Genomic DNA, 25,726 nt, shown 5'->3' with positions numbered 1-25,726 from the left:
GGCGCCGACGCCCGCTACCGGGGATCGATCCGGACGCGGCCCGACTCGAGGTCGACGGGCGGTGCGGCGTCCTCGGCGTGCTGGATGTCGGCCTGCTGGCGCTCCTGCTCGGCGGTCAGGTGCACGTGGTTGGGCTGGAACACGTCGATGAGGTCGCCCAGGAACCCGCTCCCGGTCCCGGCGGCCGCGGCCGGCCGCTCCCGCGGCGCTCGGCGGTCGAACCATCCGTGCGCGACCATCCGGTCGACGGCCCAGAGCAGCAGCGAGACGAGCACGACGCCGCCGACGATGACCCAGACCATCGGCCCATCGTCGCACGGTGTCAGCCGGCCAGAGCGTCCGCCTGGGACTCGTGGACGGCCGCGAGCCACGGGTCGTGCAGGCGGGGATCGTCAGCCGACGAGCCGTCCAGATAGGCGAGGTCGGCCGCGACGCGCGGGGCGAGCGTGCCGACATGGCCGTGCCCGGGGACGACGAGGGACGCCGATCCGGCGAGCTGCGTGAGCGCCTCGCGGTAGGAGCCGACCGGGTCGGGCGAGGAGAGGTCGAGCAGCGGGATCTCGACGTCGGACAACAGGTCGCCGGCGACGAGCACGTCGGCGGATGGCACCACCAGCGAGGTGCTGCCGGGTGCGTGGGCGCCGTGCGTGACCACCCGCACGGGTGGTCCGGACCAGTCGAGCAGGTCCCCGACCGACGGGAAGGGCACGGGCGGCGTGACGACGACGGACGCGGGGGAGTCGCCCGGCGACGCGAGCAGGACGCGGGCCAGCTCCTCGTCCTCGTCGCGCTCGTTCATCAACGTCTCGACGTCGACGGGCCAGCCGCCGGACCAGCGCGGCAGCCCGGTGAAGATCCCGCCGTCGAGCAGGTGGTCCCAGTGGCCGTGCGTCGACCACACGGCGATCGGGGTCCAGCCGTGCTGGCGGATCGCCGACGACAGGACGTCGATCTCGTGCGCGGTCACGCCCGGGTCGACGACGAGGCACGTGCGGTCGTTCGCGACGAGCACCGTGGACGTCGTCAGGTACACCGCGCTCGTCGCGACGTGGACGCCCTCGGCGACCTCGGTGAGGACGGGCAACGTCAGCCGCGGTAGTCGGCGGCGAGCGCGGCTGCGCCGATGATCCCGGCGGCGTTGCGGAGCTGGGCCGGGACGATCTTGGTGCGGAGGTCGAGCAGCGGCAGGAACTTCTCGTCGTGCTTGCTGACGCCGCCGCCGACCACGATCAGGTCCGGCCAGAAGAGGTTCTCGACGACGGTGAAGTAGCGCTGCAGCCGCTCGGCCCACGCCTCCCAGGACAGGTCGTCCCGGTCGCGCGCACTCTCGGCGGCCCGTGACTCGGCGTCGTGCCCGTCGATCTCGAGGTGCCCCAGCTCGGTGTTCGGCACCAGGTGCCCGTCGACGATCAGGGCGGACCCGATGCCCGTGCCCAGCGTCACGACGAGCACGACCCCGTTCACGCCCTTGGCGGCGCCGTACAGCACCTCGGCATAGCCGGCGGCGTCGGCGTCGTTGACCGCCAGGACCTGGCGACCCGACGCGGTCTGGACCACCTTCTCGACGTTGGTGCCGATCCACGACTTGTCGACGTTGGCGGCCGACTGCGCGACGCCGTGCAGGATCACCGCCGGGAACGTGACGCCGATCGGGACGTTCTTGTCGAGGTCGAACGAGTCGACGACCTCGGCCACGGTCTGCGCGACCGCGTCGGGCGTCGACGGCTGGGGGGTGGGGATGCGCACGCGGTCGGCCGCGAACTCGCCGTCGCGGAGGTCGACGGGTGCGCCCTTGATCCCGCTGCCGCCGATGTCGATGCCGAACGCCGTGCTGGCCTTCTTCGCGTGCTTCTTGTCGTCGCTCATGGCAGGGTCAGGATCTCCGCTCCGGATTCGGTGACGAGCAAGGTGTGCTCGAACTGCGCGCTGCGGCGGCCGTCGGCCGTCAGGACCGTCCAGTCGTCGTCCCACATGACCCAGTCCGGGGTGCCGAGGTTCAGCATCGGCTCGATGGTGAACACCATCCCCGGCTCGATGAGGGTGTCGTACGCCGGCGCCGCGTCGTAGTGCGGGATCACGAGCCCGGTGTGGAACGCCGGACCGACGCCGTGCCCGGTGTAGTCGCGGACCACGCCGTACCCGAACCGGGCTGCGTACTTCTCGATCACGCGGCCGATGACGTTGACCTCGCGCCCGGGGACGACGGCCTTGATCGCCCGGGCCAGTGCTTCCTGCGTGCGCTCGACCAGCAGCCGGGACTCCTCGTCGACGTCGCCGGCCAGGAACGTCGCGTTGTTGTCCCCGTGCACGCCCCCGATGTAGGCCGTCACGTCGATGTTCACGATGTCGCCGTCCTCGACGACCGTCGAGTCGGGGATGCCGTGGCAGATGACCTCGTTCAACGACGTGCACAGCGACTTGGGGAAGCCGCGGTAGCCGAGCGTCGAGGGGTAGGCGCCGTGGTCGAGCAGGAACTCGTGGCCGATCGCGTCGAGCCGGTCCGTGGTGACACCGGGTTCGACGTGCTCCCCGACCAGGGCGAGCGCCTGCGCCGCGATGCGCGCCGCGACGCGGATGCGGCCGATCATCTCGTCGTCCAGCACGTTCGGGCCCGTCCAGCGGGCCGGGCCCGGGTGACCGACGTACTCGGGGCGGGCGATCGAGGACGGGACGGAGCGGCGAGGGCTGACCGTGCCGGGGACCAGGGCGCTTCGTGGCGCGTGCACGGACGACATACCTGGCAGTCTACGGAAGAGAGGGCATCGAAGCCGGGTGGGTGCCCGTACGGAGGGAGAGCGCGATGGCCGACGGGTACTACTACAACCTCGAGACCCACCAGGTGGAGGAGGGACGGCAGAGCGACTACACGAAGCTCATGGGCCCGTACCCGACGCGGGAGGCGGCGACGCAGGCGCTCGAGACCGCGCGGCGACGCAACCAGGCGTGGGACGAGCAGGACGAGAAGGGCTGAGTCAGCGCCGTTCGAGCGTCGCGAGGATCGGTCGGTGGTCGCTGCCGCCCGTCGCGGGCAGGACGGCGAAGTCGACCACGCGCCAGGCGCGTCCGTCGACGAGCACGTGGTCGATCGGCGCCGCGAGCAGGCTGGGTGCCGACGACGGCCAGGTGCCGTGCGACGCCTCGCCGACCTCGCGGGCCGCGTCGACGCACGGACCCAGGTCGCGCAGGCCGGGGTGGTCGAGGGTGGCGTTGAGGTCGCCCGCGACGATCGCCCCCGGGGTGCTCGCGCACTGCGTCGCGACGAGCGTGGTGTCCTCGCGCCAGGCGGCCATCGTCGAGCGCTCGCCCGGGGAGATCGGGTGCGCCGCGACGAGCACCGGGGAGGACGGGTCGAGCGGTCCGACGCGCATCGAGCCGAACCGGGTGGGCAGCTCACGCTCCGGGCCGTAGGCGCCCAGCCGCTCACCGACGAGCAGGGTCGTGCCGACCACCTCGGGCATCGTGCCGTCGGCCGTGTAGACCAGCATCGGGTGGCCCGTCTGCGCCATCAGAGCGGCGACCTTCTTGCCGGTGCGGTACGACGTCTCCGGCAGGACGACGACGTCCGCGTGGTGCTCGTCGACCAGCGTGAACAGCTCGGCCGGGGTGACCACGTCCAAGGTGTTGAACGACAGGACGACGACGTCGTCGGAGTCCGCCGCGGCCGCCGGCTCGTGCGGCACGCTCCGCCAGCCGAGGACCGCACCCTGCGCCGCCGCGCCGACGGCGAAGGCGATGACGAGCGGGAGCAGCGTCCGACGAGGTCCGGGAAGCGCGAGGAGCACCGCGAGCAGCGCGGCCGTGCCGAGCGCGCCCAGACCGAGGACCGCCCGGAACGACACGAGCTGCGCGACCGGGTACACGCCCGAGGCGACAGGCAGGGCAAGGGCCACGAGGACAGCGCCGACGACGATCCCGACGACGAGGACCGCGCGGCGTGCCGTCATGAGTCGAACTGGTGACCGGCGTCGGGGAACGTGCCGTTGCGGACCTCGTCGGCATAGGCGGTCGCGGCCGCCGAGAGGGCGGCGCCCACCTCGCCGAACCGCTTGGCGAACCTCGGCGACCAGTCGGTCATGCCGGCCATGTCGACCCACACGAGCACCTGGCCGTCGCAGCCGGCGCCCGCGCCGATGCCGATCGTGGGGATGTGCACGATCTCGGTGATCCGGGCGGCGACGGGAGCCGGCACCATCTCCAGCACCACGGCGACGGCGCCCGCGGCCGCGACCGCGACGGCGTCCTCGCAGAGCACCTCGGCGGCGTGGTCGCCCCGGCCCTGCACCCGCGGACCGCCCAGCAGGTTCTCGGACTGCGGCGTGTACCCGAGGTGCGCGACGACGGGGATGCCCGCGTCGGTCAGCGCCTTGATCTGCGGGACCACGCGCTTGCCGCCCTCGAACTTCACGGCGGCGACGCCGGTCTCCTTCATCATCCGGACGGCCGTGGCCAGCGCCTGCTCGGGGCCGGCCTCGTACGACCCGAACGGCAGGTCCGCGACGACGAACGCGCGCTGGGCGGCCCGGGCGACGGCACGAGCAGGCGGGATGAGGTCATCCACGGTCACCGGCAGCGTCGTCGTGTGCCCGTGCATCGTGTTCCCGATCGAGTCGCCGACCAGGAGCATGTCGATGCCCGCCGCGTCGAAGATGTGCGCCGTCACGGCGTCGTACGCGGTGAGCATGGTCAGCCGCTCACCGCGCTCCTTCGCCTCGCGCAGGTGGTGCACGCGCACGCGCTTCGGGGTCTGGCTCATCGTTCGGTGCTCCTGTTGTCTCTGAGAATCACGCTTCGCGCCAGGCCGTCGTGATGGGCAGCCGTCGGTCGCGACCGAACGCCAGCGCCGTCACCTTGGTGCCCAGCGGGTACTGCCGACGCTTCCACTCGGCCCGGTCGACGAGCGCGAGGACCTTGTCGACGACGGCCGGGTCGAACCCCCGCGCGAGCAGCTCAGGTCGCCCCTCGGCGTGCTCCACGTAGGCGTCCAGCACCTCGTCGAGCAGCTCGTACGGCGGCAGCGAGTCCAGGTCCACCTGGCCGGGACGGAGCTCGGCGCTCGGCGGCTTGGTGATCGACGACTCGGGGATCGGCGGCAGCTCGCCCGCGTCGACCGCCGCGTTGTTGCGCCAGCGGGCCAGCTTCCAGACGCGGGACTTGTCGACGTCCTTGATGGGCGCGAAGCCGCCGATGCTGCCGGCGTCGTAGATCGTCGTGTAGCCCGTCGCGAGCTCGGACTTGTTGCCCGGCGCGATCACGAGGTGGCCCTCGCGGTTGGAGATCGCCATGAGGATCACGCCGCGGACGCGGGCCTGCAGGTTCTCCGCGGCCACGCCCTCGAGCGGGATCTCGCCCTCGAACGCGTCGACCATCGCCTTGATGGGCTGCACGCGGTAGTCCGCGCCGATCCGCTTGGCCAGGTCCTGCGCGTCGTCCTTGCTGTGCTCGGAGGAGTACACGGACGGCATGGAGACCCCGACGACGTTCTCGCCGCCGATCGCGTCGGCCGCGATCGCCGCGACGAGCGCCGAGTCGATGCCGCCGGACAGCCCGAGCAGCACGGACCGGAACCCGTTCTTGCGCACGTACCCGCGCAGTCCGGCGACGAGGGCCTGGTAGACCTCCTCGTCGGGGTCGAGCGTGCGGGCCTTCGGGCCCTCCGACGGTGCGTCGTCGTCGCCGAGCAGGTCCCAGACGAGCAGGTGCTCCTCGAACTGCGGAGCGCTGGTCAGCACGCGGCCGTCGGTGGCGATCACGAACGAGCCGCCGTCGAAGACGAGGTCGTCCTGCGCGCCGACGAGGTTCACGTACGCGACGGGCGCCTCCACCTCGTGCGCGCGACGGGCCGCGAGCTCGACGCGCTGGTGGCCCTTGCCCTCCTCGTACGGCGAGGCGTTCAGCACGACGAGCAGCGAGACCTCGGCCTCGTCCATCTGGGAGACCGGGCCGCCGTCCTGCCAGATGTCCTCGCAGATCACGACGCCTACTCGTCGGCCCACGACGTCGATGACCAGCACGTCGTCGCCGGGCGCGAAGATCCGGTACTCGTCGAACACGCCGTAGTTGGGCAGGTGGTGCTTGTTGTACCGCTCCTGGACCTTCCCGTGCTGAAGCAGCACGGCCTGGTTGGTGGGCCGGCGCGGTCCCTCCGGGGCCTTGGGCTCGTGCACGGGGGTCACCGACCGCTCGCCGACCGTCCCGACGAGCACCGCGAGGTCCCCGAGACCCGCGTCGGCCAGCGCCGCCGCCGTCTCCTGCAGGGCCGCCTCGGCCCCTCGTCGGAACGACGCCCGCAGCGCGAGGTCCTCGATCGGGTACCCGGTGAGCGTCATCTCGGGGAACACCACGAGGTCGGCGCCGGCGTCCGCAGCCTTGCGGGCCCAGGCCAGCACCGCCTGGGCGTTGGCCGCGACGTCACCCACTCGCGTGTCGATCTGCGCCAGGGCGACGCGGGCGTGAGGCATGTGTCCGAGCCTAACCACCCGGTCGGCGCAGCACGTTCTCGCGTGGCGCGACTCACGCCCAAGACCCGCCCCGGACACTGACGCTCGGAACCGTGGTTCATCAGGCAGGATGTACCGCATGGACAGGCAGCAGGAGTTCGTGCTCCGCACAGTCGAGGAGCGGGACATCCGCTTCATCCGCCTCTGGTTCACCGACGTGCTCGGGATCCTCAAGTCGGTGGCGGTCGCCCCGGCTGAGCTCGAGGCCGCGTTCTCGGAGGGGATCGGGTTCGACGGGAGCGCGATCGAGGGCCTGACGCGCGTGTACGAGGCGGACATGATCGCCCGCCCGGACCCGTCGACGTTCCAGGTCCTGCCCTGGCGCGGTGAGCGGCACGGCACCGCCCGCATGTTCTGCGACCTGCTGACGCCCAACGGGGAGCCGTCGCTGGCCGACTCCCGCAACGTGCTCAAGCGCGCGCTGTCGCGGGCCGCCGACCAGGGGTTCACCTTCTACACGCACCCCGAGGTCGAGTTCTACCTCTTCGACGCGCCGGCCGACCCGACGCAGCCGCTGGTCCCCGTGGACCAGGGCGGCTACTTCGACCACGTGCCGCGCGGGACCGCGCACGACTTCCGACGTGCCGCGATCACGATGCTCGAGTCGATGGGCATCTCGGTGGAGTTCTCCCACCACGAGGCCGGCCCGGGCCAGAACGAGATCGACCTGCGGTACGCCGACGCGCTGACGACGGCCGACAACATCATGACCTTCCGCACCGTGGTCAAGGAGGTCGCGCTCGAGCAGGGCGTGTTCGCCTCCTTCATGCCCAAGCCGCTGGCCGACCAGCCCGGTTCCGGCATGCACACGCACCTGTCGCTGTTCCAGGGCGACGCGAACGCGTTCCACGAGGCCGGCGGCCACCTGGAGCTGTCCAAGACGGCCCGGTCGTTCATCGCCGGCCTGCTCAAGCACGCCGCCGAGATCACTGCGGTCACCAACCAGTTCGTGAACTCCTACAAGCGGCTGTGGGGCGGCGCCGAGGCGCCCAGCTACATCTGCTGGGGTCACAACAACCGGTCCGCCCTGGTCCGCGTGCCCATGTACAAGCCCGGCAAGGGCAACTCGAGCCGCATCGAGTACCGCGCCGTCGACTCGGCCACCAACCCGTACCTCGCGTTCGCGGTCCTGCTGAACGCGGGCCTCAAGGGCATCGAGGAGGGGTACGAGCTGCCCGAGGGCGCCGAGGACGACGTCTGGGAGCTCACCGACGCGGAGCGCCGCGCGCTCGGCATCGAGCCGCTGCCCACGTCGCTGGACGCCGCGATCTCGATCATGGAGAAGTCCGAGCTCGTGGCCGAGACCCTCGGCGAGCACGTGTTCGACTACTTCCTGCGCAACAAGCGCCAGGAGTGGGACGCCTACGCCGCACAGGTCACCCCGTACGAGCTGCGGCGGTTCCTGCCGGTCCTGTGACGGTCTCGTCCTCCGGCCGGGGATCGACGCTCGCCGGGCGGCTGACGCGGGCGGGCGTCTCCGACCCGACGCGCGCCCAGCGGCTGCTCGCGGACGCGGCGCTGGTCGCGATCGTCGACGACCCGGCAGACCTGCTCGTCGGGGCGCTGACCGAGGTCGCCGACCCCGACCAGGCGCTGCTCGCGCTGGCGAAGCTGGCCGGCGCGGTCGGCGACGACCCGGAGGTCCTGCGCGGGATCCTGCTGGAGGACGGCCCGGCCCGCGCACGGCTGCTCGCCGTCGTCGGCGCCTCGATCGCGCTCGGCGACACGCTGGTCGCGCACCCCGAGGCCCTGACGATCCTTCTCGACGACACCCCCGGCACCGGCGTCGCGGTCGACGCCGTGCGCGCGGAGCTCCTCGAGGCCGTCGGGGCGGACCCCTCGGCGGACGTCCCTGTCGCCGCGCTCGCCGGGTCCGCCGGGATCGATGCGATGCGCAAGGCGTACCGGTTCCGGCTCCTGCGCATCGCCGCGACCGACCTGACCAGCACCGAGCCGCTCAGTCGCCTGCCGGGCGTCGCGGCGGCGCTCGCCGATCTCGCCGCAGCGGCGCTGGAGGCCTCGCTCGCGATCGCGCGCGCCGACCTCGACGACCACGGGCTCGGCGTGCGGCTGTCGGTCATCGGCATGGGCAAGTGCGGCGGCCGGGAGCTCAACTACGTCAGCGACGTCGACGTCATCTACGTCGCCGAGCCGATGGACGGTGTCGACGAGGCCGAGGCCCTGTCCACCGGCGCCCGGCTCGCGGCCGGGCTGGCGCGGGCGTGCTCCACCCCGTCGGTGGAGCCCGCGCTGTGGCCCGTGGACGCGGCGCTGCGCCCGGAGGGCAAGAACGGTCCGCTGGTCCGCACGATCGCCAGCCACAAGGCGTACTACGAGCGCTGGGCCAAGACGTGGGAGTTCCAGGCGCTGCTCAAGGCCCGGCCGCTCGCCGGGGACCGCGCGCTCGGCCAGGAGTACGTCGAGATGACGCAGCCGTTCGTCTGGGGGGCCGTCACCCGCGAGCACTTCGTCGAGGACTCCCAGGCCATGCGCCGCCGCGTCGAGAGCTACGTGCCGGCCGCCGAGGCCGACCGGCAGATCAAGCTGGGGGTCGGCGGGCTCCGGGACGTCGAGTTCACGGTCCAGCTCCTGCAGCTCGTGCACGGGCGCGCCGACGAGTCGATCCGCAGCCCCAGCACCCTGACCGCGCTGGCCGCGCTCGCCGCCGGTGGGTACGTGGGCCGGTCGCACGCCGCGCAGCTGGCCGTCTGCTACCGGCTCATGCGGGCGCTCGAGCACCGCATCCAGCTGCACCGCCTGCGCCGGACGCACCTCATGCCGACCGCGGAGCCGGACCTGCGCCGGCTCGCCCGGTCGGTGGGGATGCGGTCCGAGGGCGCCGACGGGCTCGTCGAGCGCTGGAAGGCGGCCAAGCGCGACGTCCGGCGCCTGCACGAGGAGCTGTTCTACCGGCCGCTGCTGCCGGCGACGGCCCAGCTGTCGACGGAGGAGGCGAGCCTGTCTCCCGACGAGGCCCGCGCCCGCCTCGCGGCGATCGGCTACCTCGACCCCGCGGGCGCCATGCGGCACATCGCCGCGCTCACCGAGGGGCTGTCGCGGCGTGCCGCGATCCAGCGGCAGCTGCTGCCCGTGATGCTCGGCTGGTTCGCGGACGGCGCCGATCCCGACGGTGGGCTGCTGGCGTTCCGTCGGCTCTCCGACGAGCTGGGCGCGACGCACTGGTACCTCAAGCTGCTCCGCGACTCCGGCACGGCCGCCCGACGCCTCGCGCGGGTGCTCTCGACGAGCCGCTACGTCGCCGACGCGCTGACCCGCTCGCCCGAGTCGGTCACGTGGCTGGCCGACGACGCCGACCTGGAGCCGCGGACGTACGAGCGGCTGACGGCGGAGGCGGACGCGATCCTGACGCGGTCCGACGAGCCGGTGAAGGCGGTCACGTCGTTGCGTGGCCTGCGTCGACGCGAGCTCGCCCGGACCGCCGCCGCGGACGTCACGGGGACGCTCACCGGGACGCGAGCATCGCGCAGCCTGAGCGTGGCGGCCGACATCGTGCTGGTCGGGGCCCTGCGCGTCGCCGAGTGGGAGGCGCGTTCGCAGCGCGGGCTGGATGAGAACCCGACGCGGATGCTCGTCGTGGCCATGGGCCGCTGGGGCGGCCGGGAGATGGGCTACTCCTCGGACGCCGACGTGCTGTTCGTGCACGAGCCCGTGCCCGGCGTGGACCACGTGCTCGCGCAGGAGTTCGCGCTCTCGGTCACGACGACCCTGCGCATGCTGCTCGGCACGGTCGGGCCGGAGCCGACGCTCGAGGTCGACGCCGACCTGCGTCCCGAGGGTCGCAACGGTCCGATGGTCCGCTCGTTCGACTCCTACGCCGAGTACTACGACCGCTGGTCGTCGCCGTGGGAGAGCCAGGCGCTCCTGCGCGCCCGTCCGGTGGCCGGCGACCCGGGCCTGGGGGAGCGGTTCGTCGAGCTCGTCGCGCCGCTGCGCTACCCACAGGGCGGCATCGACCCGTCCGACGAGCGCGAGATCCGCAGGATCAAGGCGCGCGTCGAGTCGGAGCGCCTGCCCCGGGGTGTCGAGCCGGCGCGCCACCTCAAGCTCGGCCGCGGGGGGATCTCGGACGTCGAGTGGACCGCGCAGCTGCTGCAGCTCCAGCACGCGCACGAGGTGCCCGCCCTGCGGACGACCGAGACGCTCGAGGCCCTCGACGCCGCGGCCTCGGCAGGGCTGCTCGACGCCGACGACGCGCGGGTCCTCACCGAGGCGTGGCAGCTCGCGTCGCGGCTGCGGGACGCAAACGTCCTGTGGACCGGTCGCGGCGGAGCGCACGCCGACCTCCTGCCGCACGATCGACAGGCCCTGGCCGGCCTCGCGCGGGTGGTCGGCTATCCCGCGGGCTCCGGCGGCGAGCTCGAGCAGGACTACCTGCGGACCGCGAGGCGGGCTCGGACGGTGGTCGAGCGCGTGTTCTACGGCTGAACCTCCGGCATTCCATGAACCTGCTCGCGCTCTGACCAGCGGAACTGCCATGCTCGACCAGACATCGTGCAAATGGTGCGAACAGTTCAACGTGTGCCGGGAGGGCCCGTGGTCGAGAACACTCCGCCGCCTCGAAAGCCGAGGACGCCGGCCGCAAAGCGGACACCCCGGACGACCGCTCCGAAGACCGAGCCGGTGACGCCGCCAGTCGACGAGACGCTCGAGGCCGGCGCTCCTGCGACGGGCACCGAGACGCCCGCCGTCGAGACGCCGGTCGAGGAGACGCCCGCGGCCGAGGTCGTCGTCGAGGAGCCCGCGGCGAACGTCGCCGAGGACATCGCGGCCGACGAGACGGCCGAGCCCGTGCTCGAGGAGGCGGAGCCCGCCGCGAACGACACGGAGCCGATCGTGGTCGGCACGACGGCCGAGGTCCTCGAGCCCGACACCCTGAACGACACGGTGCCGATCGTCGTCGCGACGGCGGAGGAGCCCGAGACCCCGGCAGCCCTGGAGGCGCGTCTGGCGGCCCTCGAGGCCGAGAACGCAGCCCTGCGCGCGGCCACGGTGACGGCGCCCGCCGTCCGACGCAAGCGCAAGCCGGGGCGCACCACCGCGGCGATCGTGCTCATCCTGCTCGGGGCGCTCCTGGCGCCGATCGCCGTCGTCGGCAACTGGGCCCGCGACCTCGTCGTCGACACGGACGCCTACGTCGACACGATCGCGCCGATCGCCAGCGACCCCGGGGTGCAGGCCGCGGTCACCAACCGCGTCACCAACGCGGTGGTCGACGCGCTGAACCTCGACGAGCTGACGACGCAGGCGACCGACGCGATCGCCGGCCTGAACCTGCCGCCGATCGTCACGACCGGACTCGCGTCGCTGAAGGGGCCGCTGCAGGACGCGGTCACGGGCTTCGTCCGCAAGCAGGTGGACAAGATCGTCACGTCCGACGCCTTCGCCGCGACGTGGACCGAGGCCAACCGAACGGCCCACGAGCAGATCGTCGCGACGCTGCGGGGCGACCCCGACGCGCTCGCGCAGATCAGCGACTCGGGCCAGCTCGTCATCGACATCACGCCGATCATCGAGCAGGTCAAGACGGCGCTCGTCGACGCCGGGTTCACGCTGGCCGGCCGGATCCCGACGATCAAGGTGACGTTCCCGGTCGCGTCCAGCTCCGACCTGGTCCGGCTGCAGAACGCGTACCGCGCGATCGACGTGATCGGTGCCGTGCTTCCGTGGATCTCGCTGCTGCTCCTCGCCGCGGGCGTGCTGTTCGCCCAGAAGCGGTCGCGCGCGCTCGTCATCGCCGGGCTCTCGCTGGCCGTGGCGATGGCGCTCCTGGCCGTCGGGCTCGCGATCGGCAGATGGTTCTACTCGAACTCGCTGCCGCCGAGCGTCCAGCGTCCCGACGTGGCCGTCACGCTCTACGACCAGTTCGTCTCGCTGCTGCGGATCGAGCTGCGGGTCGGGCTCGTCCTGGGCCTGATCGTCGCGATCGTCGCGTTCTTCGCGGGCGGCACGCCGGCCGCGAGGTCGGTGCGCGAGACGTCCGGCAAGGGCGTCGCGTGGGTTCGGGGACTCGGCGACCGGCACGGCGTCGGGACCGGGGCCTTCGGAGTCTGGCTCTACGAGCAGCGCACCCTCATCCGCGTCGTCGTGACCGGCATCGCGGTCCTGGTCCTCGTGCTGGCCGACGGGATCACCGGCAAGACCGTCTTCGTGGTGGCCGTCGTCGCGCTCCTGATCCTGGGCGTGCTCACGCTCCTGGCGCGTCCGGCCCACGACGAGCCCGCTATGGAGCCTGTCGCGACGTCCTGACCAACGCGCAGCCGGCGTCGCCCTCCTCGGGGCCGACGCCGGCTGCGCGGCTGCGCCCGAGGTTCCAGGCCAGCGGCCCGCCCCAGGTCGGTGACGTGTCCGCCCCGCTGAGCACGCACGAGCGCAGGGGTTCGCTGAGCGCGTCCATCGCCGGCACCGCGTCGGAGGACAGGTCCTGCAGGTAGACGATGTCGAGGTCGCCCGTCGCGGCGGCAGAGGTGTTGTGCCGCAGGATCTGCGCGTCGGGGTTCACCAGGGCCAGCCCGAGCATCGCCACGGCGACCACCTGCACGACCGCCCCCGGGAGCCAGCCGCCCTTCCACCGCACACCGGCGACGAGCACGAGGACCAGGACGACCCCGAGGACCACCTCCGCGACCGCCACGAGCAGCCGGAGCCGCGTGAGTCCATACATGTCGACATACAGGTCCATCCGACGCAGCGCCGAGGCGACGACGCCGAGCGTGCCGACGCACAGCACGCCGAGGGCGACCCGTGCCGTCAGGCGGTCGGGTGCGCGTCGTGCGGCGACGGCCACGACGACGAGGGTCAGGGCGGTCGCGACGACGAGCTGCCAGAACCCCTGCCGGGCGTACTGGGCGTAGGTGACGTCGCCGAGCCGCCCGCCGACGAGCGTGTCGACCTGCACGAGGACGAACGCGACCACGAGCACGTCGAGCGCGACGACCGGCAGCAGCCACTCGCCGCGACGGGCCGCCGGGGCGGGGGAGAGGCGGGCGTCGGACCATCCCGGCGGGTGCAGCGCGAGCTGCGCGAACGTCGCCGCGACGACCGCCACGACGGCGCCGACGACGAGCTGCGCGGGCAGCCACTTCGCGTCGACGGTCGGGACGTAGCTCGCGAACACGCTGTCGGCGCTGGTGAACAGCAGCCCGAACACCAGCAGCAGCCCCACCGTGATCCCCACGCTGCGCAGCGCCACGAGCAGCTGTCCTCGTCGCGACCCTGCCGTCCGCCCGAGACCCGACCCGAGCCACGGCACTGCGCGGGCTGCACCCGCGGCCCATGAGACCGGCGCGAGCAGGTAGGCCGGCGCCGACCGTGCGCCGGTGACGGCCGACGCGGCCGCCCAGGCGGCGACCACGGCGCAGAGCCCGGCCACCCACCCGGCGGCGCGGACGGCGACGACGGACACGAGCGCGACCGACAGCGCGGCCGTGACGAGGTCCGTCACCGACCGACGGCGCCAGAGCGCCGGGACGGCTGCCACCCAGACCATCGTCCCGGCGAGCGCGGCGCCGAGCCCGGGCTGGTGGCCGACGAGCGCCACGGCGCTCAGCACGCCGACGACGAGGCACGTCGCCAGCGTGACGGCGGCGATCGGGCGGCTGCGGGCGGCCCAGAACGGGGCCAGGACGGTCGCGAGGCGGCCGGGCCTCTCGGGCGGTCCGTACACCGGACGCTGCTGCCAGACGGGGGCGGGAAGGCTCGCATCGGTCATGCCGTCACCGTACGAATCCTGTGCGTTCCCTGTACCGGACTTCGGAGGGGGTCGCGTGCACGTTCCGTGCGCTGACGTGCAGATTCGATGGTCGACCCGTTGACGGACGGCCGTCCAGTCCGTCAGGCTCGGGAGCACGCCGACCAGTGGTGACCGGTCGGTGCCGGCCGATCGATCGACGATCCCGCTGCGAGGCGAAGATGAGCACTGACCCGGTCGATCCCGTCCTTGCCCGAGCTTGCCCGCGCTGCGGTGCGGCACCGGGGGAGCCCTGCCGCACGGCCGACCGCGTGGTCCGGGACCCGCACCGTCGCCGCCTCTCGGCCGCAGACTCCGCGGAGCCGGCAACGTCCGACTGAGGACTGCTCGGTCCGGGACCTCTCACAGGTGCCGCGGCGCCGTTGTGCGCAGTTGTTGACGCCCGCGCCACGGGATCGCGCCCTCCTGGCAATCCGCTCCAGGCATCGTCGGTGGTGTCCGATCGACACAGGGAGCTGCCGGCACGTGACCACGCCCGCCACCACGACCGTGAAGTCGTCCTGCTCCTACTGCGGAGTGGGCTGCGGCATGGTGCTCGAGATCGCCGTCGACCCGGCGACCGGTCGGCGGCGCGTCGCGAAGGCGTCGGGCGACAAGGAGCACCCGGCCAACCGCGGCCGGCTGTGCACCAAGGGGGCGACGAGCGCCGAGATGCTCGCGGCCGGCGGGCGCCTCGAGCAGGCGATGGTCCGACCCGAGCGAGGGGCACCGCTCGAACCGCGCCCGACGGCGGACGCGATCCAGGAGGCGGCGCGACGGCTGCGTGCCGTGATCGACGAGCACGGGCCTGAGGCGGTCGCGTTCTATGTCTCGGGGCAGATGTCGCTGGAGGCCCAGTACCTGTCCAACAAGCTCGCGAAGGGCTTCGTCGGCACCAACCAGATCGAGTCCAACTCCCGGCTCTGCATGGCCAGCGCCGGGACCGGCTACAAGCTCTCGCTGGGTTCCGACGGGCCTCCGGGGTCCTACCAGGACTTCGACCACGCCGACGTGTTCCTCGTCATCGGCTCCAACATGGCCGACTGCCACCCGATCCTCTTCCTGCGGATGATGGACCGGGTCAGGGCCGGGGCGAAGCTCATCGTCGTCGACCCGCGCCGCAGCGCCACCGCCGACAAGGCCGACCTGTTCCTCCAGGTGAAGCCCGGGACCGACCTCGCCCTGCTCAACGGGCTCCTGCACCTGCTGGTCGCCGACGGGCACATCGACGAGGAGTTCATCGCCGAGGCCACCGAGGGCTGGGACCAGATGCCCTCGTTCGTCGCGGACTACCCGCCGGAGACGGTCGCCGGGCTCACCGGCATCCGCGAGGCGGACCTGCGCACCGCCGCCCGGTGGATCGGCGAGTCCGACAACTGGATGTCCTGCTGGACGATGGGCCTCAACCAGAGCACCCACGGCACCTGGAACACCAACGCGCTGGTCAACCTCCACCTCGCGACCGGCGCGATCTGCCGGCTCGGCAGCGGCCCGTTCTCGCTGACGGGGCAGCCGAACGCCATGGGTGGCCGCGAGATGGGCTACATGGGGCCGGGCCTCCCGGGCCAGCGCAGCGTCCTCGACCCCGAGGACCGCGCGTTCGTCGAGACGGCGTGGGGTCTGCCCGACGGAACCCTGCGCACCGAGGTGGGCACCGGCACGATCGACATGTACCAGCGGATGGTCGACGGCAGCATCAAGGCCTGCTGGATCATCTGCACGAACCCCGTCGCCTCGGTGAGCAACCGCACCACGGTGATCCAGGGGCTCGAGAGCTGCGAGCTCGTGATCGCGCAGGACGTGTTCGTGGACACGGAGACCAACGAGTACGCGGACATCCTGCTGCCCGGCGCGCTGTGGGCCGAGTCGACGTACGTGACGATCAACTCCGAGCGGAACCTGACGCTCCTGCAGCAGGCGGCGGACCCCGTCGGTGAGGCGATGCCCGACTGGCAGATCATCGCCGAGGTCGCGTGCGCCCTGGGGTTCGAGGACGCGTTCACGTACGCGTCGGCCGAGGAGGTCTTCGAGGAGATCACGCAGTTCTGGAACCCGCGGACCGGGTACGACCTGCGCGGTGTGACGTACGAGCGGCTGGAGCGCACGCCGGTGCAGTGGCCGAGCCCGCCGCAGGACGCGACGCGTCCCGACGACGACGGCCGCAACCCGATCCGGTACCTGAACGACGGTGTCAGCCAGCACCTGCTGGAGCGCGCGGACGGCAGCCGCCCTCGGCTCGCCTTCGCGACGAAGAACGGCCGGGCGGTCTTCTTCCCCCGCCCGCACATGGACGCCCGCGAGATGCCCGACGACGACTTCCCGTTCATCCTGAACACCGGCCGGCTGCAGCACCAGTGGCACACGCTCACCAAGACCGGCAAGGTCGACAAGCTCAACAAGCTCGACCCCGGGCCGTTCGTCGAGCTCCACCCCGACGACGCCGCACGCCTGTCCATCGCCGACGGCGACTCCCTGGAGATCGCCTCGCGCCGCGGCCGCGCCGTGCTCCCCGCCTCGGTGTCCGATCGCGTGCTGCCCGGGAACCTGTTCGCACCGTTCCACTGGAACGACACCTACGGCGAGTACCTCGCGGTGAACGCGGTCACCAACGACGCCGTCGACCCGCTCTCGTTCCAGCCGGAGTTCAAGGTCTCGGCCGTCGCCCTCACGAAGCTGGCCGCCGCGGCGCCCGCCACCCCGACCGCAGCGCCGGCCGTCGCGGCCCCCTCGCCGACGGGCCTGATCCTCACCGGCCTGGGCAGCACCCCCAGCGGCCCGCCGGACCTGTCGCGGGAGCAGGAGAGCTACCTGCAGGGCCTGCTGTGGGCGCACGACCAGCTCCCGGTCTCCGAGCCCGCGGTGCTGCCGGACTCGGCGCCGTTCGACGAGAACGCCCGCGCCTGGATCAACGGGATGCTGGCGGGATTCCACCGGGGAGGGCCTCGTCCGTCGGCCGGTGCCCCGGCCCGAGCACGCGTCCGGGTGCTCTGGGCGTCGCAGACGGGGAACGCCGAGGAGCACGCGGTCGAGTTCGCCGACCGGCTGCGTGCGTCCGGCATCGACGTCGCGCTCGTCGCCATGGACGACTACGACGTGGCGGGTCTGCCCGGCGGTGACCCCGTCCTCCTGGTCAGCAGCACCTTCGGCGACGGAGACTCCCCGGACAACGGGGAGACGTTCTGGAGCGCGCTGGCCGCCGACGAGGCGCCGAGCCTCGCCGGCGTCCGCTACGCCGTCCTGGCGTTCGGCGACTCGAGCTACGGCGACTTCTGCGGCCACGGCCGGCGGCTCGACGCCCGGATGAGCGAGCTCGGCGCCGAACGTCTCACCGACCGTGCCGACTGCGAGCCCGGTGACAGCGAGCCCGCGCGGGCGTGGTTCCTGCGGGTCTCCGCCCTGCTCGCGCCCTCTGCCACGGCCGCCGTCGTCTCGTCGTCGGCCGGCACGCTCGCCCGCTACTCCCGGCACGCGCCGCTCGTGACGCGCGTGACCCGCAACGTCCGGCTCGGCGCCGCCGGGTCGACCAAGGACGTGCGCCAGTTCGGGCTCGACATCGACCCGGACCTCACCTACCGCGCGGGCGACGCGCTCAGCGTCCGCCCGGTCAACAGCCCCGCCGCAGTGGAGGCCTGGCTGGCTGCGACCCGGCTGGACGGGGAGACGGCGGTCGACCTGACTGACGTCGGGAGCGTCTCGTTGCGCGACGCGTGCCGGAACCACCTGGAGATCGTCAACGTCACGCCCGACCTGCTGAAGTTCGTCAACGAGCACCACCCGGGCCGTCAGCTGGCGACCCTCCTGCGCTCGGGGAACCGGACCAGCCTGCAGCAGTGGCTGTGGGGGAGGCAGGCGATCGACGTTCTTGCGGAGTACCCGGTCGTCGCCCCCGTGTCCGAGTGGCTCGCCGTGCTCAAGCGGCTCCAGCCGCGTCTCTACTCGATCTCGTCGAGCCCGCTGGTCGAACCGACCCAGGTGCACCTGACGGTCTCCGCGGTCCGGTACGAGCACCAGGGTCAGGCCCGGCACGGGGTCTGCTCGACCTTCCTGGCCGACCACAGCGACACGGCCGACGTGCCCGTGTTCGTCCAGCCGACGAACCACTTCCGGCCACCGACCGACGCGAGCGCCCCGATGATCATGGTCGGCCCCGGCACCGGGATCGCGCCGTTCCGCGGCTTCCTGCAGGAGCGCCAGGCGCTCGGGCACCGCGGCCGGAACTGGCTGTTCTTCGGCGAGCGCAACTCCGAGAAGGACTTCTACTACCAGGACGAGATGCAGGCGTGGCGGGACGACGGCCACCTGACGCACCTGACGCTGGCGTTCTCCCGCGACCAGCGGCAGAAGATCTACGTCCAGGACCGGCTGCGCGAGAACGGCTCACGGGTGTGGTCGTGGCTGCAGGAGGGCGGGCACTTCTACGTCTGCGGCGATGCGAGCCGCATGGCCAAGGACGTCGACAAGACCCTGCACGAGATCGCCCAGACCCACGGGCACCTCTCCGACGAGGACGCGACCGGCTACCTCAAGCAGCTGGCCAAGGAGAAGCGGTACGTGCGCGACGTGTACTAGCCGAGCTCGGGGCAGGTGAGCTCGTACTCGCGGTTCTCGACGAACACCTCCCACTCCTCGGGCGTGAGGTTGCGACCGGCCAGCCGGCAGGCGAGGTCGATCGGGTGCTGCTTGCGGGTGTCCCAGGTGAGGACCTTGCCGCGTGGCTCGGCGATCAGGAGCGTGTGCCCGCCCAGTGGTCGGGCCGTCGCGACGTCGTCCTGACTGCCGGCCGCGAGGCTGCCCAGCTGGTCGAGCGTCTGCGCGTCCCAGAGGTCGACGACCCCGTTGCCGGTGGTGATCAGCTGCGACCCGTCGGAGGTGTAGGTCATCTCCCACACGTTGTTCCGGGGGAACGGCCGCTCGTCGACGAGGTACTCGAGCCTGCCCTCGCGCAGCGCCGCGACGTCGACGACCGCCCACGTGCCGAGATCCGTGTAGTAGACGGCGAGCTCGCGTCCGTCGGGGGAGTAGGCCATCGTGGTCGGGAAGCCGTCGAAGAGAACGTCGCGGACCGTCCCGGTCTCCATGTCGACCACGGCGAGCGTCTTGTTGGTGCTCCATCGTCGGACCAGCAGGGTGTCGTCGTCGGGACTGAGGACGGGGTAGTCCCACTCGTCGGCGTTCAGCTCGGGGAGCGCGATCGGCGGTGCCTCGATCTCGAGCGTCGTCGGGTCGATCTGCCAGACCGCCGTCGCGGCGTCCACCGCCACGATCGTCCCGTCCTGCGCGAATGTCAGGAAGGTCACCGGGGTGCGGTCGACCCTCCGGATCGTCGCACCCGTGCCGGGGTCCCAGGACTCCAGCCAGCGGACTTTCGTCTCCGGGTCGGTACCAACGGCGACCACCATGCTCGAGTCGGGGCTCCAGGCGAACATGAAGGGCAGGACGCTGCGCACGGGGACCAGCGGCGTCAGGCTGCCCGTCGCGACGTCGCGGAACTGCATCGACGGAGGTTCGTCGCCGCTGCCGTAGGACTGGTACAGGATCGTGGTGCCGTCGGGCGACGGGATCGCGCGCCCCATGTCGGTGCCCTCGGGCGCAGCGGGGAACGATCGCCAGCCCGGGAACCCACTCGTCCCGTCCAGGTCCCAGGCGAGGAGCATCCGGTCCGGCGCGACGGAGTACAGGGTGCTGCCGTCGGGGTTGAACGCCATGTCGGTCACCTCCGTCCTGTGACCGCGGAAGGCATGCACCTGACCTCGGGTGGCGAGGTCCCAGACGACGATCTTCCCGTCGGCGTAGCCGGCCGCGAGCTGGCGGCCGTCCGGGCCGAACTCCAGGGCGTTCACGCCTTCCGACTCGTCGACGAGCGTGAACCGCGGCTCGAACGTCGCCGTATCGAGCACCACCACACCGGTGACGTCGGAGTGCACCAGGGTCCGGCCGTCCGGGCTCAGGGCGATGATCGCCTCCCGTTCGCCCCGGTACTCGGGAGTGGTGGCGAGCAGCAGGCTGCCCGTGTCGACGTCGATCGCGCGGAGGCTGTCGCCGCCGGACCGTTGGGCGACGTAGACCGTCTTGCCGTCGGGGCTGAGCAGGACCCGGCCGTAGATGTGCGGCATCGGGACGCGCAGGATCGGCTCGGCGGGTCGGGCGGTGTCCCAGACCAGGGCCTCGTCCGTCCAGCCGTTGCGCCAGGTGACGACCGCGATGCGGGAGCCGTCCGCGTCGAAGGACAGGGCGTCGCGGTCGATCCAGGTACCCTCGGCGAAGCCGCCGTAGAGCGCCACATCCTCGAGCGTCCGGGCGTCCAGGATGCGCAAGGGGTGCGGGTCAGGGACGTCGATGTTCGTCGCGGACGCATCGGTGCCGACGACCGCGACGGCGAGGCCGGTGCCGTCCGGGGTGTAGGTGAGCGAGACCGCCCGCAGGTCGGTCCGTCCGCCTGTCCGGGTCAGATCGTCGGCGTCGAAGATCGCCTGGCCTCGCGCATCGGTACCGAACTCGCTGGTCACAGCAACGCTTCGACCGTCGGGGCTGACGTCCACGTAGTCGCCAGCGCCGTGAGCGATGGCGACGAGGTCACCGGTTCGCTCGAGCACGTCGTACAACGACGAGCGTGCGGCGAACGAGTCGTCGAGCTGGACGGCCTGCACGCCGAGCAGGACGGCGAGGTCGGGTTCGGTCGTCGTCAGGGCCTCGGCCGAGAGTCGACGGGCGTCGGCGATCCGTGCCTGGTCGTCGGCCCGCTGCGCCTGTTCCTCCGCAACCATCGCCTGCTCGTCGGAGCTCCGCGCCGCCTGAGCGGCCACGAGACCGGCCGCGAGTGCGACAAGGAGCATCGTCCCCACACCGGCCAGGGCCAGCCACAGCCGACGGTTGGTCCGCGCCTTCGCCCGGAGCTCGTGCTCGGCGTTCCGCGCGGACGCGTCGAGGAACGACTGCTCGGTCTCGGTCAGCTCGCCGTGGTGCCGGTCCGCCCACTCGGTCGCCCCGGCGAGCCGGACGCCGCGGTACAGCTCGCTGTCGGGCCGCTGCATGAACTCCCAGCCCTCTGCCGACGTGGCCAGGTGCCGGAAGACGCGTTGACCCTCGACGTCGTCCTCCAGCCACCCGCGCAGCCGCGGCCACTCGCGGGCCAGCGCCTCGTGCGCGATCTGGACGTCGCCCTCGTCGCTGCTGACCAGCCGGGCGGCGGCGAGGAGGTCGATGAGGCGCTCGTGAGCATCGTCGAGCGCGAGCGTCTGCCGCGGCACGCGCGCACGAACCGGCGGCGCGCCGTCGTCGCTGGGCGCCACGAGCCGCAGGAACATCGCCCGCACCTGGGTCTGCTGCAGCTCGTCGAACCCGGTGTAGAGGTTCTCCGCGGACTGGGCCACGGCGTCCCGGATCCCGCCGGTCTCCCGATAGCCGTCGACCGTCAGTGTCGGACCCTCGCGTCGCTCCCAGGTCTGCCGCAGGACGTGCGACAGCATCGGCAGCGCGCCGGGCTCGCCCTCCACCTCACGAACGAGCAGGTCGACGAGACCGGGCTGCAGCCGCAGACCCGACTGGCGCGCCGGTCCCTCGATCGCGGCGCGCAGGTTCACCTCGCTCATCGGTGACAGCAGGTACAGACCGCGTTCGACGAGCCGCGCGAAGCCGGGACTCGTCGAGAGCTCGCCGAGCCGGTCCGCCCGCAGCGCGAGGACGACCGAGCCCTCGTACGTCGCGACGCGGTCGAGATACGCCATCCGTTCGGCCCGGTCGTCGCAGAGGGTGACCGCCTCCTCGCACTGGTCGACCACCAGCACGGGGAACGGCGGTCGCGACGGCAGGCCGCCCAGGGTGTCGAGCGGGCGGCCGCCCGGGCTCGTCACCACGACCTGGACGCCCTCGTCGAGCAGGGTGGCGACGACCCCCGCGCGTACCAGCGACGACTTGCCCGTGCCCGAGGGACCGACGACCGCCAGGACGCCCTGGGCACGCAACCGCGCCAGGCAGGACTCCAGGTCCGCCTCGCGGCCGAAGAACGTCTCCGCGTCGTCGCTCTCGTACGGCAGCAGGCCCCGATAGGGACAGACCAGGCTGACCGTCAGCGACTCCGGCCGCTCGAGCTCGGGGTCCTGGCGACGGATCGCGTCCTCGAGAGCCAACAGCTCCGTACCGGGATCCAGACCGAGCTCCTCCCGCAGCATCCGCCGGGCCTGACCCAGGACGTCGAGCGCATCGGTCTGCCGGCCCGACTGGTAGAGCGCGCGGGCGTACAGCGCCCAGCGACGTTCCCGGAACGGCGCCTCCCGGACGAGCGCGCGGGCGTCCTCGAGCGTCGCCCGGGCGCGCCCCGCGGCGATCTCGGCCTCGACGCGCAGCTCCTGGGCGTCCATCCGCAGCCCGTCCAGCCGCTCGGCCTCGGTCCGGCCCGGCTCCCACTCGTCGAGGTCGGCCAGCGCGCGGCCCCGCCACATCGCCAGCGCCTCGTCCAGCGCGAACGAGGCCCTGTCCGGGTCGTGGTCGGCGAGATGGTCACGCGCCCGTCCCACCAGGCGCTCGAACCGGCGGCTGTCGATCTGGTCGTCGTTCAGCCGCAGCACGTAGCCGCCGTACGAGGTGGTCTCGATGGCGTCCGGGCCCAGGCGCTTGCGCAGCCGGCTGATGCACCCCTGGACCACCTTGGACCAGCTGGCGGGCGGGGTCTCGGGCCAGACGGCATCGGCCAGGACCTCGGTGTCGACCGTCTCGTTGACCCGGACGACCAGCACCTCCAGGACCACGCGATCGCGCAGCCCGTACCCGTCCGAGCCGCCGACGGTCAGAGGTCCGAGCACCTGTATGCCCATCTCCCGAACTGTCCGCCCCGTTCCGGGGACCGTCAACGGTCGCGATACCGCGGTGATACCGGGCCGGGTCCGTTGCGATACCGGCGGGGTCCATACCGGTCACCAGCGCCGCCCCCCGGCGGCGCCCATCACCTCGGAGGGCACCATGAAGAAGGGCTTCGGCATCCTCGTCACCGTCGCGTTGGCCGCAGGGCTCTGCTCCTGCAGCGCGGGCGCGCACCAGGCAACGTCGGGCGGCGAGCCCGTCATGAGTCATGCGCAGGTGTCCCACCGCCTGCCGATCTGCCGGCCCTGGACCCAGTGCATGGTGTGAGGACGGGGGAGGGCGCGGCAGCGCGACGGTGTCCCGGCCGGTGCAGGGGGTTGGCCGGGACGCCGTCGTGCGTCGTCGGGAGAAGACGGCACCCCAGCCACCGAGGGTGACTGGGGTGCCGGTACGACGGGTCAGACGCTCACGGGAGCAGCCGTGGACGATCAGACGTCGTAGTAGAGCTCGAACTCGTCCCGCACAGTTGGCAACCGTGGGCTAGCGGGGGATAGGAGCTCTGACCTGCGCATTCGCAGAGGCCGAGCGTTGGCAACCGTGGACGTCCGCTGACCGTGTTGCGGACTGGCTGCGGACTGGGGCTCCATGTCGGAGCCTCACGAGAAGGTGAACATGCAAGCGGCCCCCGCCGATGGTTCAGATCGACGAGGGCCTAGGAAGCACCCCTACCTAGAAGGAGCACTCCCGTGAGCAAGAGCATGACGCACGAAGAGAAGTACACCCCCGACAACCTCCCCACGTGGGCGTCCGAGTGGGAGTACGACGAGTCCGACGCCGATGACCGCGGAGGACCTATCCGGCAGATCCGCGGCCAGGACGTCCGCCTGGAGGGTGGTCCCGACGAGTCAGCGCCGGTGATCTACGTGTCGACCGCCTTCGTCGACGAACACGGCACCATCGACCCGGAGAACGCCCGCGAACTGGCAGCCGCTCTCGTGGAGGCCACCGATGCGGTCGCGCGCGCCGAGCACAACCTGCCCGACTGGGCGGCCGAGTGGTACAACGCCGGCGACCCCCTGAGCCCGACCTGGGGTTGGCCGATCCACCGCTTCGGCTCCGACGACGACGTGGAGATCCTGAAGACCGACGACATGCCGGTCCCAGCCATCCAGTTCGGCTGCAACGTCGTGAACACCCTCTTCTTCACGTCCGCCGACGCCCGCCGGATCGCCCGGGCGCTGCTCGAGGCTGCTGACGTTCTCGACGACGCTCGCGGGGTGTAGCTGTGAATGCCGGCGAACTCATCGCATCAGCGATCCGGGACACGTGCCGCGAGCGCGACATCAAGCAGTACGAGCTCGCGATCGACACCGGCATCGGCACCAACGAGCTGTCGCACCGGATGACCGGCAAGGTGCCGTTCGACATGGACGACATCGATCTCATCGCGAAAGGGCTCGGAATGACCGCGTGGGACTTGCTCTCCCGCGCCACGGAGTAAGGCAACACCTCCCGCGGGSCGCGCATCCGTGCGGCCCGCCGGGGGTGCCGAGGATCACCAGTGGTCCTCGCGGTTCCCCAAGAACCACGCTGTCGCGAGTCCAGAGACGACCATCACGACGGTTGCGCCGAAGCCACCGAACCCCAGCCAGAGCGCAAGGGCAGCGCAGGTGATCGGAACGCCGAAGATCGCGGCGTAGTGCCAAAGAGGCCCACCACCATCCATCTAGCGGACGATCCTCCGGTCGCGAAGGCGCCCGCCAGATGCCCGTCGGGTGAATCCGGCCCCGGTCGCGGTCGCGTGGGAATAGATCCGGAGACGGTGACGTTCACACTCACGGGCCTGTGTTGTAGCGGCAGCATCCACGTCTCCTTCCGGCCGGTCGCTCAGGGGCGAGCGAGGCGGTGCGGTGATCAGCAAAACGTTGGGGTGGGGGTTCGAATCCCCTCAGGTCCACCAGCAAAGCCAAGCCCCGGTCTCTTGAGGCCGGGGCTTCGCCATTCAGCCGCCGCCTAGAACCGGTCTCGAACGAGTGATGGCGCCGGCGGCGTCTACGGGACGACTATCGGTCATGCCAAAGACGCCGCATCGCCTTCTGAGACTCATGGTGCAGGAGATCGAGTTCACGGCCATCCAGGGCGCTCGCCAGGGCGCGCAGCTCGTCGATTCGGCGCCCCGGAAGGACTACTGGGGGCTGTCCGAGACGTTCGTGCACTACGGAGCACTCACGTCTAGCTTCTTCTGGCCACCGGCCAGCAGATCCAAGCGACTCACGGTGGCCTTCCCTGACCGCGGTGCCGACCTACGCGAGCACTTCGGCCTCGACGAGGCGAGCCCATTCGGCGGTCTGCGGGACATCCGCAACAGCGTGATGCACCTCGACGAGCGGTACGAAGAGTTCTGGCTGGACAACGCCGAGCACAGCCTCGCCGTACGCAACTTTGGGGATCCCACCATGGTGATGCCGAATACGACACTGTTCATCTTCTGGGACCCCAATGGCGAGGTCCTGACGTTCGGCGGGAGCAACATCAACGTGCGCGACGCAACGTTGGAACTGACTCGGATCGCGAGCCGTGCAGCGGAGCTCCTGGGTGACACAGGAGTCCTGGGCTCGAGGACTCTCGACGGACACGGGGGCGGCGGGATCCAGGTCCGGGACAGCTACTTCGGAGGCTAGGCGTC

18 protein-coding genes and 1 tRNA gene are annotated in these 25,726 nt (G+C 71.8%); 10 read left to right on the top strand and 9 right to left on the bottom strand.

Features of this window, described 5'->3' with window-relative positions; translation table 11 throughout:
* Window positions 1–14: 14 nt before the first annotated feature.
* Genes AC1DUE_RS14085 through map form a run of 4 tightly spaced genes read right to left on the bottom strand, consistent with a single transcriptional unit; the run spans window position 15 to window position 2,735 of the window.
* A complete protein-coding gene (locus AC1DUE_RS14085) occupies window positions 15–302 on the bottom strand; it encodes a DUF6191 domain-containing protein (protein ID WP_477040059.1) in 288 nt (95 codons plus the stop codon).
* A gap of 20 nt (window positions 303–322) precedes the next feature.
* Window positions 323–1,084 (bottom strand): MBL fold metallo-hydrolase, encoded by a 762-nt coding sequence (locus AC1DUE_RS14080; protein ID WP_477040058.1) that lies wholly within the window; start codon window positions 1,082–1,084, stop codon window positions 323–325.
* Between the two features lie 2 nt (window positions 1,085–1,086).
* Window positions 1,087–1,866 carry a polyphosphate--glucose phosphotransferase gene (ppgK, locus tag AC1DUE_RS14075; protein ID WP_477040057.1) on the bottom strand — a complete coding sequence of 260 codons (780 nt, stop codon included), beginning with the start codon at window positions 1,864–1,866 and terminating at the stop codon, window positions 1,087–1,089.
* Window positions 1,863–2,735 carry a type I methionyl aminopeptidase gene (map, locus tag AC1DUE_RS14070; RefSeq protein WP_477040056.1) on the bottom strand — a complete coding sequence of 291 codons (873 nt, stop codon included), beginning with the start codon at window positions 2,733–2,735 and terminating at the stop codon, window positions 1,863–1,865. The genes ppgK and map overlap by 4 nt, the downstream gene beginning before the upstream one ends.
* Window positions 2,736–2,800: 65 nt before the next feature.
* On the opposite strand from map, the gene AC1DUE_RS14065 reads away from it, so the two are divergent.
* Window positions 2,801–2,971, top strand: coding sequence for an SPOR domain-containing protein (locus AC1DUE_RS14065; RefSeq protein ID WP_477040055.1), 171 nt, complete (start codon window positions 2,801–2,803; stop codon window positions 2,969–2,971).
* A 1-nt stretch (window position 2,972) separates the two neighbouring features.
* Here AC1DUE_RS14065 and AC1DUE_RS14060 read toward each other — a convergent pair whose 3' ends face one another.
* From AC1DUE_RS14060 to AC1DUE_RS14050, 3 genes are read right to left on the bottom strand one after another with little or no spacing between them, the layout of a single operon-like run.
* A complete protein-coding gene (locus tag AC1DUE_RS14060; protein WP_477040054.1) occupies window positions 2,973–3,944 on the bottom strand; it encodes an endonuclease/exonuclease/phosphatase family protein in 972 nt (323 codons plus the stop codon).
* Window positions 3,941–4,753, bottom strand: coding sequence for a 3-methyl-2-oxobutanoate hydroxymethyltransferase (gene panB / locus AC1DUE_RS14055; protein WP_477040053.1), 813 nt, complete (start codon window positions 4,751–4,753; stop codon window positions 3,941–3,943). Before panB ends, AC1DUE_RS14060 begins: the two co-directional genes overlap by 4 nt.
* Window positions 4,754–4,781: 28 nt before the next feature.
* On the bottom strand, window positions 4,782–6,458 hold the full coding sequence (locus AC1DUE_RS14050; protein WP_477040052.1) for an NAD+ synthase: 1,677 nt from the start codon (window positions 6,456–6,458) through the stop codon (window positions 4,782–4,784).
* Window positions 6,459–6,576: 118 nt separating this feature from the next.
* Here AC1DUE_RS14050 and glnA point away from each other — a divergent pair, with 118 nt between their 5' ends.
* From glnA to AC1DUE_RS14035, 3 genes are all read left to right on the top strand, one after another.
* Window positions 6,577–7,914, top strand: coding sequence for a type I glutamate--ammonia ligase (gene glnA / locus AC1DUE_RS14045; protein WP_477040051.1), 1,338 nt, complete (start codon window positions 6,577–6,579; stop codon window positions 7,912–7,914).
* Window positions 7,911–10,943, top strand: coding sequence for a bifunctional [glutamine synthetase] adenylyltransferase/[glutamine synthetase]-adenylyl-L-tyrosine phosphorylase (locus AC1DUE_RS14040; protein ID WP_477040050.1), 3,033 nt, complete (start codon window positions 7,911–7,913; stop codon window positions 10,941–10,943). The genes glnA and AC1DUE_RS14040 overlap by 4 nt, the downstream gene beginning before the upstream one ends.
* A 195-nt stretch (window positions 10,944–11,138) precedes the next feature.
* Window positions 11,139–12,764, top strand: a complete 1,626-nt coding sequence (locus tag AC1DUE_RS14035) for a hypothetical protein (protein ID WP_477040049.1) — start codon at window positions 11,139–11,141, stop codon at window positions 12,762–12,764.
* Here AC1DUE_RS14035 and AC1DUE_RS14030 read toward each other — a convergent pair.
* Window positions 12,739–14,226 (bottom strand): DUF4153 domain-containing protein, encoded by a 1,488-nt coding sequence (locus AC1DUE_RS14030; protein ID WP_477040048.1) that lies wholly within the window; start codon window positions 14,224–14,226, stop codon window positions 12,739–12,741. The genes AC1DUE_RS14035 and AC1DUE_RS14030 overlap by 26 nt on opposite strands.
* Before the next feature lie 504 nt (window positions 14,227–14,730).
* Here AC1DUE_RS14030 and AC1DUE_RS14025 point away from each other — a divergent pair.
* Window positions 14,731–18,813, top strand: coding sequence for a molybdopterin-dependent oxidoreductase (locus tag AC1DUE_RS14025; protein ID WP_477040047.1), 4,083 nt, complete (start codon window positions 14,731–14,733; stop codon window positions 18,811–18,813).
* Here the strand turns inward: AC1DUE_RS14025 and AC1DUE_RS14020 are convergent.
* A complete protein-coding gene (locus AC1DUE_RS14020) occupies window positions 18,810–23,054 on the bottom strand; it encodes an nSTAND1 domain-containing NTPase (protein ID WP_477040046.1) in 4,245 nt (1,414 codons plus the stop codon). The two genes, AC1DUE_RS14025 and AC1DUE_RS14020, sit on opposite strands and share 4 nt — an antisense overlap.
* A gap of 145 nt (window positions 23,055–23,199) precedes the next feature.
* Between AC1DUE_RS14020 and AC1DUE_RS14015 the strand changes: the two genes are divergently transcribed.
* The 5 genes from AC1DUE_RS14015 (at window position 23,200) to AC1DUE_RS13995 (ending at window position 25,721) form a co-directional block, all read left to right on the top strand.
* Window positions 23,200–23,367 carry a hypothetical protein gene (locus AC1DUE_RS14015; protein WP_477040045.1) on the top strand — a complete coding sequence of 56 codons (168 nt, stop codon included), beginning with the start codon at window positions 23,200–23,202 and terminating at the stop codon, window positions 23,365–23,367.
* 419 nt (window positions 23,368–23,786) lie between these two features.
* Window positions 23,787–24,323, top strand: coding sequence for a hypothetical protein (locus AC1DUE_RS14010; RefSeq protein WP_477040044.1), 537 nt, complete (start codon window positions 23,787–23,789; stop codon window positions 24,321–24,323).
* 2 nt (window positions 24,324–24,325) lie between these two features.
* Window positions 24,326–24,541 carry a helix-turn-helix domain-containing protein gene (locus AC1DUE_RS14005; RefSeq protein WP_477040043.1) on the top strand — a complete coding sequence of 72 codons (216 nt, stop codon included), beginning with the start codon at window positions 24,326–24,328 and terminating at the stop codon, window positions 24,539–24,541.
* A 338-nt stretch (window positions 24,542–24,879) separates the two neighbouring features.
* Window positions 24,880–25,000, top strand: a tRNA-OTHER gene (locus AC1DUE_RS14000).
* A gap of 145 nt (window positions 25,001–25,145) precedes the next feature.
* Window positions 25,146–25,721: a hypothetical protein gene (locus AC1DUE_RS13995; RefSeq protein ID WP_477040042.1), complete on the top strand. Its 576-nt coding sequence runs from the start codon at window positions 25,146–25,148 to the stop codon at window positions 25,719–25,721.
* Window positions 25,722–25,726 lie beyond the last annotated feature (5 nt).

The sequence above is a fragment of the Cellulomonas sp. P4_A2 genome, from assembly GCF_056402515.1.
This window is presented reverse-complemented; position numbering and strand designations above follow the sequence as displayed.